Here is a 12,895-nt window from a genome sequence, read left to right as displayed (position 1 = left end):
ATCCGGTCGAGCAGGTAGCCGCGCAGCTCGTCCGGACGCGGCGACGGTGGCCGGGTCGGCCTCGTCGAACGTGATCGCGCCGTCGAGCATCACCCGGTCGGCGGGGAGGACGCCGAGCTCGATGCCGAGCAGGGTGAGGTCGTCGAGGCCGCCGACCCGCCACTCGACGACGACCCGGCCCTGCTCGTTGCCGACGGTGACCGTCTGCGGGTCGCCGAACGGGTGGGCCCCGGCGGGCGCAGGGGTGGCGAGCAGGAGCCCCGCGGCGAGCGCGGCGACGGCCGCGGCGGCCGCTGCCCGGCGTACGGGCTTCATGCGACACCGGCCAGGTCGGTCATGGCCAGGGTGGTGATGCCGCAGCCGATGAGCGTGATGCTGGTCGCGGCGAGCACCGGTGCGACGCGGGTGGCGACCCCGAGCAGCCGGCGCGACTCCGCCGCGCGGACCACGACGTTGCGCCCGCCGACGGCGAGCAGGCCGACCGCGAACAGCACGCTCGCCAGGCCGAGACCGAAGGTGATCACCAGCGCCAGCGCGAACCCGGAGCGGCCGGTGAACAGCCCGGTGATCAGCACGAGGAACGCCGCCGGCGACGGCGTCAGCCCGCCGGACATGCCGAGCAGGACCAGGCCGGGGCGGCTCGGGCCGGTGTCGTGGCCGCGACCGTGGCCGTGTCCGTGGCCATGGCCATGGCCATGCCCGTGGCCGTGGCCGTGGTCGCCGTGGCGGGCGCGGCGGAGGTGGCGGCGGAACAGCCAGACCCCGACGCCGATCACCAGCACGCCACCGACGAGCTGCAGCGCGGTGGTCAGCTGCTCGAGCCGCACCAGGTCGGAGAGGGAGAGGAACGTCCACGCGACCGCGATGACGAGCACCGACACGGTGTGCATCGCCGCCACGCTGAACCCCAGCCACGCCGCGTCGCGCACCTTGCCGTCGGACCCGACGAGGTACGCCGCCGCCAGGCTCTTCCCGTGCCCCGGCCCCACCGCGTGGGCGGCCCCGGCGACGAACGCGAGCGCGAAGGCGGCGGGGACGAACCCCGGTGACTGGACGAGACCGACCATCCGGTCGCCGAGTACCGAGGCGCCGAACGGATCGATCGCGAGCGAGGAGAACGCGGGCAGCATGAGAGAGCCGGGACTTCCTGGGCCGGGAGGGAGGGACCGGCCGGCCCGCAGAGGACCGACCGGGCGTCATGCTGCTGACCCGCCCCCGACCGGCCCGCTACCCGCCGGTGTCGCGTTCGCGACCCACCGGTGAACAGTTGTCGGGGGACAACCAGGGCGATGTGACACCGGAGGCCTGTGACCCACGGTGCGCGCGGCGCGGTCGAATCGGGCCTCATGGCGCGTCGAATCGGGCCTCATGGCGCGTCGAATCGGGCCTCGTGGCGCGTCGAATCGGGCCTCGTGGTGGATCGCAGGCGGCGCAGGTTCATCAAGGGATGTCGCTGAGTCGGTGCTTCCCATGGCGTGCCCACCGTGGGAGGCGGGAGTTCGCCTACATACCTTGATGAACCTGCGCTGCCCGCGTCGCGCACCGCTGTGCTGCGCACCGCCCGTACTACGCCCCGCTCGGTGCTCGAACACGGCCGGCGAGCCGCGCCCGCGCGTTCCACGAGCAGGTGCAGTGGAACCTCAGCCCGCCTCGGATGCGGTACGACGACGCCGTCATCGACCTGGCTAACCGTGCCGCCTCCACGCTGGAAGCGGTCGGCGTGCTCGCCGACGCGTGTGGCGGACGACGTACGACCACCCACCGGCTCCGCGAACGGGTGGCCGTCGCCGCGCGCCTCCATCGCCGCGACTGGCTGCTGGCGGTCCTGGCCGACGTCGAGGACGGCACGTGCTCGGTGCTCGAGCACGGCTACCTGACGCTCGTCGAGCGTCCGCACGGGCTGCCGCGCGGCATCCGGCAGGCGCTCGCGACGATCGACGGACGGCGCATGTTCCGCGACGTGCTCTACCGGGGTCGCCAACCCGCCTGGTTGCAGGTCGTGGAGCTCGACGGCCGCCTCTTCCACGACTCAGCCGCAGCCCGCAACGCCGACCTCGAGCGCGACCTCGACGCCGCGATCGAGCACACCGCGACCGTCCGCCTCGGATACGCCCAGGTCTACGACCATCCCTGCCGCACCGCAGGAAAGATCGGGCAGCTGCTGCGGCTCCGCGGCTGGACCGGCAACGCCACGCCCTGCCCCAACTGCGCGCCCGAGGCCGAACTGGGGGAAGATCGGATGAGCTATCGCAGTCGGATCTTCCCCACTTCCCGCTTTCCGGCCGCCTCGTCCGCGACTCAGCTGCCCTGCGCGGGTCACACCGGCGCCCCGCCACTGCCGGCGCAGATTCATCAAGGTATGCAGACGAGCTCGCGCCTCCCACGGTGGGCACGCCATGGGAAGCACCGACTCAGCGACATCCCTTGATGAACCTGCGCCGCCTGCGACCCATGGTGCGTCCCACCGTGTCAAGCGCGAGCGCGGACCGTGTTTGGGTCGATCGCGCACCACGACACCCGACTCGACGCGCCACGAGGCCCGATTCGACGCGCCACGAGGCCCGACTCGACCCGTCACGAGGCCCGATTCGACGCGCCACGAGGCCCGATTCGACCCACCACGACACCCGATTCAAACGCCCGGGCGGGCGGCACCCCAGCCTCAGCGCTCGGGGCGGAAGTGGAGACCGACCTCGGGGTCGACGACGACCTCCTGCGCGGCGGGGAGGCCGTCGGCGACGAGCTGGGCGTCGACGGGGACGTTGCGCTTGAGCAGGGCGAGGGCGATCGGGCCGAGCTCGTGGTGGCGGGCGGAGGAGCCGGTGCGGCCGATCACCTTGCCCAGGCCGTCGACGACGTCGGAGCCGACGCCGGGCAGCCGGTTCTCGGAGCCGTCGAGGTGGAGCAGGGTGAGCCGGCGCGGCGGGCGGCCGAGGTTGTGCACCCGCGCGACGGTCTCCTGGCCGCGGTAGCAGCCCTTGTCGAGGTGCACCGCCGAGCCCAGCCAACCCACCTCGTTGGGGATGGTGCGGTGGTCGGTGTCGACGCCGGGCCGCGGCTCGCCCCGCTCGATCCGCAGCGCCTCGAACGCCCAGAGCCCGGCAGCGGGGCCGGCCGCCTCGGCGTACTGCTCCAGCCGCTCGCGCGGCACCAGGTCGTACTTCCCAGGGCGCCAGCAGACCGCCACCTCGTCGCTGACGACGCCCACCTCGACGCGCATCATGAAGCGCATCCGGTCGAGGAAGTCCACCAGCGCGGCAGCCGCACCCGGCTCGGTGTGGGCGGTGAACGCCTCACCGTCGTCGACGCCGGTGAACGCGTGCTCGACGTGGCCCTGCGGGCTCAGCACCAGCGCCGACGTCCAGACGTCGGGCTGGAGCCCCTCGAAGTCCTGGGTGGTCAGCGAGTGCAGCCACGTCAGCCGGTCGGGTCCGGTGACCCGCAGGACGTCACGGTGGGACAGGTCGACGAACCCCTCCCCCGCGGCCAGCGCGCGCTGCTCGCCGTAGAGCGACCCGTAGTGGGCCGCCACCGGCGCGTCGACCCCATCGCCGGCCACCGCCCCGGGCAGGGAGAGCAGCGGGCTCGCGGTGTCGGTCATGGCTCCTCCGGTGGGCTGCAGTTGCGGCACCGGCCGAAGACGGTCAGGTGCCCGATGTCAGGGGTGAAACCATGACGGGCGCCCAGAACTTCCACGAACGGCGCCGCCGTCGCCGCGTCGACGGAGATCACCTCGCGGCAACCGCGGCAGACGAGGTGGAAGTGCTCGTGGCCGCGGGCGGAGTGGTACGTCGGCGCGCGGTCGCTCAGGTGGGCGTGGCGGATCAGCCCGAGCTCCTCGAGCACCTCCAGCGTGCGGTAGACCGTCGACGCGTTGACCGTCGACACCTGCTGCCGGACGTGGGCGAGCACCTCGTCGGGCGTGGCGTGGCCGAGCTCGTCGACGGCGCCGAGGATCAGCTCGCGCTGGGGCGTGAGCCGGTAGCCCTTCTCGCGGAGGGCGGCCTTCCAGTCCGCAGCGGACTCAGGCACGTTGCAGCCTCGCCCACAGGTGTGGCTGCAGCGGCTGGCCCATCGCGGCCATGTCGAACGCGTAGAGGAGGTCGCCCTCGACGTTGCCGTAGAGCCGCTTGCCGCCGGCGTACTCCTTGGCGGTCTCGGTGCGGGCGACCGCGTCGGTGACGATGTCGATCCGGCCGTTGTCGGCCTCGCCGTACCAGATCTCGACGAACCCGGTCGCGTGCGTGAGCACCAGCTCGAGCTTGCCCTCCGGCTTGGCGCGGAGGAACCCGGTCTCCTGGGCACCCTCGCGGACCTTGTTGCCCTGCTCGTCGATGATCCACGCGCGCGACATGTAGTGGAAGAACGGGCGGCCGTCCTGCTGGAAGATCAGCTCCTGCCCGAACTGGAACTTCTCGATCGTCGGGTAGTCGCCGTGGCCGTTGCCGCGCCAGGTTCCGAGCAGCCACGCGATCGGCCCGCAGTCGGGGTGCAGGTTCTGGGGGGATCTGGAAGGCCACGGTCGACCATCCTAGGCGGCGCCCGGGCGTACGGCGGGCTCTAGGGTGACCTGCATGGCACGCGACCTGGTGGTGAAGGTGACCTGCGGCGTCGAGGCTCCGGAGCGGGCCAACCAGGGGTTCACGGTCGCCGCGACCGCCGCCGCGTCCGGCGTCGCGGTCTCGCTGTGGCTCGCGGGCGACGCGGCCTGGCTGGCGGTGCCCGGCCGGGCGGCCGAGCTGCAGCTCCCGCGCGCGACCCCGCTGCCCGACCTGATCAGCACCGTCCTCGAGCTCGGCACCGTCACCGTCTGCGGGCAGTGCGCCGCGCGGCGGGAGCTGACCGAGGCCCACCTGCTGCGCGGCGTACGGATCGCCGGGGCGTCGGTGTTCGTCGAGGAGTCGCTGCGCGACGGCGCCCAGGCGCTCGTCTACTGACGTCCGGAGGCGGAGGCTCTCGTGCGGGCGGTGGTGCAGCGCGTCAGGTCGGCGTCGGTGGAGGTCGACGGCGCGGTGGTCGGCGAGCTGACCGGCCCCGGCCTGCTCGTCTACCTCGGCGTCACCCACGACGACGGCCCCGACGAGGCGGCATGGATGGCGCGCAAGATCCGCGACCTGCGGATCCTGCCCGAGGAGCGCTCCGCCGGCGACACCGGCGCCGGCGTGCTGGTCGTCTCGCAGTTCACCTTGTACGGCGACGCGCGCAAGGGCCGCCGCCCCACCTGGGTCGCCGCGGCGCCGCGGGAGGTGAGCGAGCCGCTGTACGACGCCGTCTGCCGCGAGCTCGAACGGCTCGGGACCCCGGTGGCCCGCGGCGTGTTCGGCGCGCAGATGCAGGTCGCGTCGGTCAACGACGGGCCGTTCACGGTGTGGCTGGAGCGCTGACAAGTGTTGAGCTGGACCGGTCACGGGTGCCGGGTCAGCCGTAGGCCGAGCCGGTGGTCGGCGTACCCGGCCGCGGCGTGAGGCAGGTCGCCGGCAGCCAGTCGGTGATCGTGCGCCCCCGCGGCTCGATCCACGTCACCAGCGCCTCCCCACCCGTCCCCGAGCGCCCGCCACTCCAGCACCAGCCCCGGCATGGTCGTCGGCGTGTGGGGCGGCCGGACCCACACGTGACGCACCCGCGGCATCGGCATGCCCGAAGGATAGAACAAGTGTTCGAACAGGGGTGGGCGGGGCGGCCCCCGTGAGGCCGCGGCCGAGCTTCTCGCGGACCTCCTGGTCGTCGAGCACTTGGACCAGGTCGGCGTCGAGCCCTCGATCGGCTACACGCGCGAAGGACAACTGGAGCTCCAAGGACGTTCCGGGAACCTTGTTCGTGCAGAGCGCGTCGAATCGAGAGATCGAGATCAGATTCGGTTCATACGTCAGCGAGGACCTGGGCGCTGATCTACGGCGTCTGCAGCGGGGGCCGTGGGACGTGCGGCGGGCGCCGGAAGGTGATGGAGCAAGGCTCCGAGAAGTCCGGATGTGGCGGAGCACCTCCATGGGACGACGACCAAGACGGTGTGCGGGCAAAGTACTGACGAAGGAGTCGGCATTGTGAACACGCTCAGTCGCGGGGTGCGATTGTCGATCGCTGTGACCTGCAGCGTCGCGTTTGCGTCGGGCTGCTCGGAGGGGAAGTCGCAGGACGCGGAAGCGGAACTTCCTGATGCGACACCCACCCCGATCACGCTCGGAGATGGCCCTGTCTATGAGTCCGTCGAGGAGTTGGTGGCGCGGGGCGAGTTGATCGTGCGCGGGATCGTAGGGGCAACGGTTGCCACCGAACTCGACGGCGGTGGCGCAACCCCGGAGGACTCGAGCAACGCGGTGCCGATCAAGTTCGTTGAACTGGCGGTCAGTGAGAGCAGTGATGAAGCGGTGGTCGCCCTCGGCGACGTCGCTGTCGTCGCCTGGGACGACTACGCGGGCGTTACCAGCGGCGGGGAGGATCACCCCGATCTCGTCGCCGGCGCCGAGGTACTCCTCGTAGTCGTCGACAAGACTTCGAAGGAAGCCCCTGGGATTCAGAGTTTCGATCGATTCCTGGTCCCTGTCGGCGGCTCCGCCGGGGTGTTCGACATTGTCGACGGCAACGCCGTTGCGCGGAGCGCCGAGGTGGTCGCCCTGTCTCGGAGCAACGCTCGCTCAAGTGACGGCAACGTGCCTCTCACGTCCAGCGTCGACACAATCGTGAACTTCGCCCAACGAGCCTGGGCCAAGGAATAGGCCTTCTCTATCGCTCGTGCTTTTTCAGTCGACCCGAGGGGACATGTGTTCGAACAGGGGTGGGCGGGGCGGCCCCCGCCAGGCCCTACCCCCGCGCAGCGGCGAGCAGCAGCCGCTCGAACTCCCGGCTGCAGTTGGCGAGGTCGAACTCGCGCTCGGCGAGGTCGCGGGCGCGGCGGCCGAGCTTCTCGCGGACCTCCTGGTCGTCGAGCACCTCGACCACCCAGTCGGCGGCCTTCTCGACCGAGCCCTCGTCGGGGGGCAGGACGCAGCCGCCGGCCTCGTCGACGAGGGCGGCGGCGAGGTTCTCGTGCGGCATCAGGCCGAGGATGGGGCGGGCGGCGCAGAGGTAGGACAGCGTCTTCGACGGCACGGAGAAGCCGCCGGCGGCCTTGTCGAGCACCACCATCAGCACGTCGCCGGAGCCGAGCACCTCCGAGAGCCGTTCGTACGGCTGGAACGGCAGCAGCGTGACCGGCACGTCGAGCCGCGCGGCCTCCTCCCGGAGGAGGTCGACGGCGTGGCCCTCGGTCACCACAGTGAGGCGCGCCGGCACGCCGCGGTCGCGGACGGCGCGGGCGACCTGCACCAGCAGCCGCGGGTTGTGCTTGAGGCCGAGGGTGCCGGAGTAGAGCAGGCTCGGGGCGTCGGCGAGGTCGTGCTCGCGCGCCCAGGCGTTGTCGCGGTCGGTCGGCACCAGCTCGTGCAGCGGCGCCCAGTTGGGGATCACGACCGTCTTGTGGGCGGTGCCCCAGGCGCGGTGGACGTCGAGGAACGCGTCGGAGATGACGACGATCGCGTCGGCCCGCCGGTTGCACCAGCGCTCGAGCCGTGCCGCCACCCAGGCGAAGACCACGAAGCCGCGGGAGAGCTTGTCGCCGGCGAAGCTCTTCATCGCCACGCCCTGCACGTCCTGCTGCCACGACACCCACGGCACCCGCGTAAGAAGGAGGTACGCCGTCACCACGACCATCATCGGCACCGGCACGTTGCCCATGAGCACGGCGTCGGGGCGCCGCCGCCGCACCTGGCGCGCGAGCTGGACGCCGTACCGCAGCTCCTGCAGGAGCCGGCGGCGGAAGCTGAGCTTCTCGATCACCTCGCCGCACCCGATCGGGTCGAAGCGGACCTGCTCGTGGCCGCCGAGGTTGCCCTTGCCGGAGACGTGCGCCTCGCACCAGGAGTGCGTCACGTCGTGACCGCGGTCGGCGAGCGCAGCGCTCAGCTCGACCTGGAACGGATGGCCGCTGTAGTCGTGCACGAGAATCCGCATGTGAGCCGCCACCACTCCCGATGTAGACCGTCGTTGACAGATCCCCCGCCTCTGTAACGACGCCCCCCGCCGGGAGGTCACACGGCCATCCCGACGCTCGCGCGGCTTACCCCCCGAGCCCGAGCAGCGCCCGCGCCTCCGTGGTCGTCATCGGCCGCCGCTGGGCGAGCCCGCCGAGGGCGACGGCGCGCTCGACGAGCTGGCGGTTGCTGGCCACCGGCTCGCCCCTGCGGATCGTCAGCACGTCCTCCATGCCGACCCGAAGGTGGCCGTCCTTGCTGAGGGCGGCGAGGGCGACCGGGAGGGTGGTGCGGCCGATGCCGGTGGCCGACCAGCTGGTGACCTCGGGAGGCAGGGCGGCGACCGCGGCGACGAGCGCGTCGGCGGTGCCGGGCATGCCGCCGGGCACGCCCATCACGAAGTCGCAGTGGACCCGCCCGCCGTGGGGCAGGCCGTGGCGGTCGAGCAGCCGGCCGAGCGCGGCGACGTGGCCGAGGTCGAAGAGCTCGAACTCGGGCACGACCTGCCGCTCCTGGCTCAGCTGGTAGAGGTCGCGGACGAACGGCCACGGGTTGCTGAACACGTCGTCGCCGAAGTTGGTGGTGCCCATCGTGAGGCTGCACGAGTCCGGCGCGGCGTCGAGCACCCGCAGCCGGGCGTCGAGCGGGTCGTGCACGGAGCCGCCCGTCGAGAGCTGCACGACGAGGTCGGTCTGCTCGCGGAGCGCCTGCACAGTGTCGGTCAGCCGGGCCAGGTCGAGGGTGGGCCGGTGGTCGTCGTCGCGGATGTGGACGTGGATCATCGCCGCGCCGGCCGCCTCGCACTCCTTCGCCGTGGCGACCAGCTCCTCGAGCGTGGTCGGCAGCTGCGGGCAGTCGGCCTTCGCCGTCTCGGCGCCGGTCGGCGCGACGGTGACGAGCAGGGCCTCCGCGGGGACGGGAGCGAGGTCTGTGGTCACCCGGTCATCGTGGCACGCCGGCGCCCGTCGCCGCCTCCAGGCGGTACGCCGGGTCAGCCGCAGCCCGGCGAGGTACAGCTCGCAGCCCAGGCAGAGCCCGAACACCGCGTTGAGCACGGCGGCGACCAGCGCCAGGCCGACCGCGAGCTGGGCGACCAGGTCGGCGCCGGCGGCGTACCCGGCGAGGGCGACGACGGTGAACGCCAGACCGACGCCCTGGGCGAACCGCGGCGGGCGCGGGTCCTCGAGTCCGGCAGGCGGCGCCAGCCGCGGCCGGACCAGCAGCCGGAAGACCACGCCGGTGGGCGTCCGCTGCACGCCGAGCGTGACCCCGACGAGGAAGAGCAGCGCCTGGACGGCCACGAGCACGACGGCGACGGGCGTCGGCACGAGCAGCGCGGCGGCGAGCACGACCAGCGTCACCGCGGCCGTGAAGCGGGGGCCGCGGGGGTCGATGCCGGTCACCGCGCGGGCTCCGGCGGGAGCGCGGCGAGCACCTGCTCGCGGCGCGGCGCCCCGGCGGCGCGACCGACCTCGGCCCCGGCGCCGTCGAGCACCAGCGTGGTCGGCGTCCGGCGCACGTCGAGGGCCCGGACCAGCTCGAGGTGCTGCTCGGCGTCGACCTCGACGTGCTCGACGCCCGGCTCGCGCCGCGCGACGTCGGCCAGCACGACCCGGGTCGCGCGGCAGGGCGCGCAGAAGGCCGAGGAGAACTGCACGAGCGTCGCCCGCTCACCCCGCCGGGCGTCGGGCACCGCGGCCTGCAGCCGCGTCCACGTCGTCGGCGCCTCGTCGGCGGGCGCGGCGAAGTCGCCGTCGGTGAGGCGGCGGTGCAGGCCGAAGCCGAGCGCGGCCACGACGGCCACCACGAGGACGAGGATCCCGGTCACGTCGTCCTCCAACGACGAGGGCGGCCCCCGGCATTCCGGGGGCCGCCCTGGTCGTTCGTCACGAGTCCTGCGTCACGTCGGCGCGCACCCTCAGAGGGTGACGGTCACCTCGGCGACGTCGCCCACCTGCGCTTGGACGACCCGGTCGACCGGGTCGGCCTTCGGCGCGAGGGTGCGCAGCGTCCACTGGCCGTCGGCGGCGAAGAACCGGAAGTGGCCGGTGGCCGAGGTCGGCACCTCGGCGGTGAACTCGCCGCTGCGGTCGAGCAGCCGGACGTAGGCGTTGGGGACGGGCTCGTCACCGCGGAGCACCTGCCCCTGGATCACCGCCTCCTTGGCGACGTTGACGCCGTCGAGCGAGAGCCCGCCCTTCGTGGCACCGCACATGTCAGGCCTCACCGGGCTCGTCGCCGAGCACCACGGGCACGCCGACCAGCGAGCCGTACTCGGTCCAGGAGCCGTCGTAGTTCTTCACGTTCTCGTGGCCGAGGAGCTCCTTGAGCACGAACCAGGTGAGCGAGGAGCGCTCGCCGATCCGGCACAGGGCGATGGTGTCCTTGGAGGTGTCGAAGCCGACCTCGTCGTAGAGGGCCTTGAGCTCCTCGTCGGACTTGAAGGTGCCGTCGTCGTTGGCGTTCTTGCTCCACGGCACGTTGACCGAGGTCGGGACGTGGCCGGCGCGCTGGGCCTGCTCCTGCGGCAGGTGCGCCGGGGCCATCAGCCGGCCGGCGTACTCGTCGGGGCTGCGCACGTCGACGATGTTCTTGTCGCCGATCGCGTCGACGACCTCGTCGCGGAACGCCCGGATCGAGCGGTCCTGCTCCTGCGCGACGTACTGCGTCTTCTCGCGGGTCGGGACCTCGGTGACCAGCTCGCGGCTGTCGAGCTCCCACTTCTTGCGGCCGCCGTCCATCAGCTTCACGTCCTGGTGGCCGTAGAGCTTGAAGTACCAGTAGGCGTAGGCGGCGAACCAGTTGTTGTTGCCGCCGTAGAGCACCACGGTGTCGTCGTTGGCGACGCCGCGGTCGGAGAGCAGCGCCTCGAACTGCTGCTTGTTGACGAAGTCGCGGCGGACCTGGTCCTGCAGGTCGGTGGTCCAGTCGAGCTTGATCGCTCCCCGGATGTGGCCCTTGTCGTACGACGTGGTGTCCTCGTCGACCTCGATCAGCACCACCTTGGGGTTGTCGAGGTTCTCCTCCACCCACTGGGCGGAGACGAGGGCGTTCTCGCGGCTCATGTCTGTTGCGTTCCTATCGGGTCGGTCGGGCTGTTCGGCGGTCGGGCTGTTCGGCGTTCGTTCGGGCGACGATGGGAGGGCTGGCGCCCGGGGTCGCGGACACGGCAGGTGTCCGGACGTGGCGGGGACGAGGCCGGCGGACGGGGCCGGGCGGCGGGCCCGGTGCGCCGGGAGTCGGTGGCGCTGCCGCGCCGGGGACGACCCCGCTCAGCAGGGGCGACAGAGCGCCGACCGGACGCGGCAGTGGTCCACCGCGCGGCGTCGGGTCAGCAGGGTCGTCGACATGTCAGCCACCCTAGGCGGTGACCGGTGGATCACCCGGCGATCGTCCGGATGTCGAGACCGGTGTCCGACTATCGAGACCGGCAGGCGGACGGCAGCGTCCGCGAGGCGCTGCCCGGCGTCGAGCCGGGCGTCACGACGAGCTCGACGTCGCCGGTCTGGGCGGGTCCGGTGCGCACCACGAACTCCACCTCCTGCGTCTCCTCCGGCCGCAGGTGCACGAAGACCGGTACGACGGTCCGGCCGCCGAGCGGGAAGGTGGCGGGCGGGTCGATGCGCCGGCCGGCCACCTCGACCTCGACCACCTCGCCGCTGGCGGGGAGCATCAGGTAGGCGACCACCTTCTGGTCGCCGGGCCGGAACCCGGCGTCGGGACCGGTGTAGCCGGTGACCGTCGGCGGCAGGTCGGCGACGTCGGGCGGGGTGTCGTTGGTGAGCCGCACGGTGCCGGCCAGCTCCTGCACGGCGTCCTCGCACGAGCGGGCCGCGACCGCGACGTCGTAGTCGAGGTAGTAGGACATCTTCGACGCGGTGGCGTCGTTGAGGTAGACGCCGATCGCCGCCTCGTCGCCGGGCAGCTCACCGGCGACCGCCGTGCCGGCGACCCGCTCCTGGACGTCGGGGTGGAAGCTGTGCATCCGGATCCGCCCCTCGGCCACCCCGCGGGCCAGCGCGGTCACCACGTCGACGGCGTCGCCCCGCCCCGCGGCGAAGGCGTCGAACACCGCCTTCGCGACGGCGTTCTGGTAGGCGTCGTGCTCGGCGACGTCGGTGGTGACCCGGTAGATCGTGTTCTCGACCGCCGCGACCACGGTGCCGGCGGCCACCGGCGGGTAGCCGGGCACCGCGACCGGGCCGGTGCCGGAGAGCAGGTAGGACACGGCGACCGGGTCGACGAGGAACACGCCGTCGATCGGTGAGCCGCGGTCCTCCCGCCAGTGCGCCGCCATCAGCTCCGCGGCCCGCGGCACGTCGGGCGTCATCACGGCGTTGAGGAAGTACTGCCCGAGGGCGTCGCCGAAGACCCGGCGCTCCTCGCGGGTGAGCGGCACCGGCGACCGATCGCGGATCCCGAAGTCGTGGGACGGCTCCTGGTGCACGATCTCGACCCGCCCGTCCGTCGCCTCGACCACCGAGATCGAGCCGGCCAGCCCGCCGGTCGAGCGCAGCTCGGCGTTGTTCTCGAGCACCAGCAGGTAGCGCCGCGTCCGGTCGTCGCCGAGCAGGTCGGGCATCATCGCGGCCGCGCGGTAGGCGGAGCCGAGGGTGTCGCGACCGGCCACCACCAGCGTCCGCAGCTGGTCGAACCGGGTGCGCAGCGGCCCGGCCAGGTCGGACTCGTCGACCGCGGCGAGCCGGTCGGCCGCGGCGTCGAACGCGGCCTCGCTGCGGCGCGCCGGCTCGCGCAGGGCGGCGATCCGCGCGAGCGGGAACTGGTGGTCCTGCGGATGGAACGCCCGCGAGGTCACCTGCTCGGCGGACTCCACGATCGGCGGGATCCCCTCCCCGGCCGAGGTCGTCGAGCACGTCGGCGGCGACGCC

14 protein-coding genes are annotated in these 12,895 nt (G+C 72.7%); 4 read left to right on the top strand and 10 right to left on the bottom strand.

What is annotated here, in order from left to right:
* Positions 1–311 precede the first annotated feature (311 nt).
* Positions 312–1,130, bottom strand: a complete 819-nt coding sequence (locus tag MF408_RS13165; RefSeq protein WP_240248081.1) for a cobalt transporter — start codon at positions 1,128–1,130, stop codon at positions 312–314.
* A gap of 524 nt (positions 1,131–1,654) precedes the next feature.
* Here MF408_RS13165 and MF408_RS13160 point away from each other — a divergent pair.
* Positions 1,655–2,428: a hypothetical protein gene (locus MF408_RS13160; protein ID WP_240248080.1), complete on the top strand. Its 774-nt coding sequence runs from the start codon at positions 1,655–1,657 to the stop codon at positions 2,426–2,428.
* Positions 2,429–2,662: 234 nt separating this feature from the next.
* Here the strand turns inward: MF408_RS13160 and MF408_RS13155 are convergent, their stop codons facing one another.
* The 3 genes from MF408_RS13155 to MF408_RS13145 are packed head-to-tail and all read right to left on the bottom strand — an operon-like array spanning position 2,663 to position 4,465.
* Positions 2,663–3,601: a folate-binding protein gene (locus MF408_RS13155; protein WP_240248079.1), complete on the bottom strand. Its 939-nt coding sequence runs from the start codon at positions 3,599–3,601 to the stop codon at positions 2,663–2,665.
* A complete protein-coding gene (locus MF408_RS13150) occupies positions 3,598–4,032 on the bottom strand; it encodes a transcriptional repressor (RefSeq protein WP_240248078.1) in 435 nt (144 codons plus the stop codon). Before MF408_RS13150 ends, MF408_RS13155 begins: the two co-directional genes overlap by 4 nt.
* On the bottom strand, positions 4,025–4,465 hold the full coding sequence (locus MF408_RS13145; RefSeq protein ID WP_345893946.1) for an FABP family protein: 441 nt from the start codon (positions 4,463–4,465) through the stop codon (positions 4,025–4,027). Before MF408_RS13145 ends, MF408_RS13150 begins: the two co-directional genes overlap by 8 nt.
* A gap of 109 nt (positions 4,466–4,574) precedes the next feature.
* Between MF408_RS13145 and MF408_RS13140 the strand changes: the two genes are divergently transcribed.
* The 3 genes from MF408_RS13140 (at position 4,575) to MF408_RS13130 (ending at position 6,713) form a co-directional block, all read left to right on the top strand.
* On the top strand, positions 4,575–4,937 hold the full coding sequence (locus MF408_RS13140; RefSeq protein WP_240248077.1) for a DsrE family protein: 363 nt from the start codon (positions 4,575–4,577) through the stop codon (positions 4,935–4,937).
* A gap of 21 nt (positions 4,938–4,958) precedes the next feature.
* Complete coding sequence (gene dtd / locus MF408_RS13135) at positions 4,959–5,384, top strand: D-aminoacyl-tRNA deacylase (protein WP_240248076.1); 426 nt, start codon at positions 4,959–4,961, stop codon at positions 5,382–5,384.
* Between the two features lie 657 nt (positions 5,385–6,041).
* Positions 6,042–6,713 (top strand): hypothetical protein, encoded by a 672-nt coding sequence (locus MF408_RS13130; protein WP_240248075.1) that lies wholly within the window; start codon positions 6,042–6,044, stop codon positions 6,711–6,713.
* An 85-nt stretch (positions 6,714–6,798) separates the two neighbouring features.
* On the opposite strand, the gene MF408_RS13125 is transcribed toward MF408_RS13130, so the two are convergent.
* From MF408_RS13125 to MF408_RS13095, 6 genes are all read right to left on the bottom strand, one after another.
* The gene (locus MF408_RS13125; protein WP_240248074.1) at positions 6,799–7,986 is read right to left on the bottom strand and encodes a glycosyltransferase family 4 protein; all 1,188 of its coding nucleotides are present in this window, start codon (positions 7,984–7,986) and stop codon (positions 6,799–6,801) included.
* 106 nt (positions 7,987–8,092) lie between these two features.
* Positions 8,093–9,409: a DUF4395 family protein gene (locus MF408_RS26910; RefSeq protein WP_345893736.1), complete on the bottom strand. Its 1,317-nt coding sequence runs from the start codon at positions 9,407–9,409 to the stop codon at positions 8,093–8,095.
* Positions 9,406–9,834 (bottom strand): thioredoxin family protein, encoded by a 429-nt coding sequence (locus MF408_RS13110; protein ID WP_240248073.1) that lies wholly within the window; start codon positions 9,832–9,834, stop codon positions 9,406–9,408. The genes MF408_RS26910 and MF408_RS13110 overlap by 4 nt, the downstream gene beginning before the upstream one ends.
* A 90-nt stretch (positions 9,835–9,924) precedes the next feature.
* Complete coding sequence (locus tag MF408_RS13105) at positions 9,925–10,221, bottom strand: DUF1416 domain-containing protein (protein WP_240248072.1); 297 nt, start codon at positions 10,219–10,221, stop codon at positions 9,925–9,927.
* Between the two features lies 1 nt (position 10,222).
* Complete coding sequence (locus MF408_RS13100) at positions 10,223–11,071, bottom strand: sulfurtransferase (protein ID WP_240248071.1); 849 nt, start codon at positions 11,069–11,071, stop codon at positions 10,223–10,225.
* Between the two features lie 353 nt (positions 11,072–11,424).
* Entirely contained in the window at positions 11,425–12,840 is a 1,416-nt protein-coding gene (locus MF408_RS13095; protein ID WP_240248070.1) for a DUF4012 domain-containing protein, read from the bottom strand.
* Positions 12,841–12,895: the final 55 nt, after the last annotated feature.

The sequence above is a fragment of the Nocardioides sp. TF02-7 genome (assembly GCF_022437945.1).
Lineage (GTDB): Bacteria > Actinomycetota > Actinomycetes > Propionibacteriales > Nocardioidaceae > Nocardioides.
Note: the sequence above shows the minus strand (reverse complement) of the source record. Positions and strands in the feature narration are given on the sequence as shown.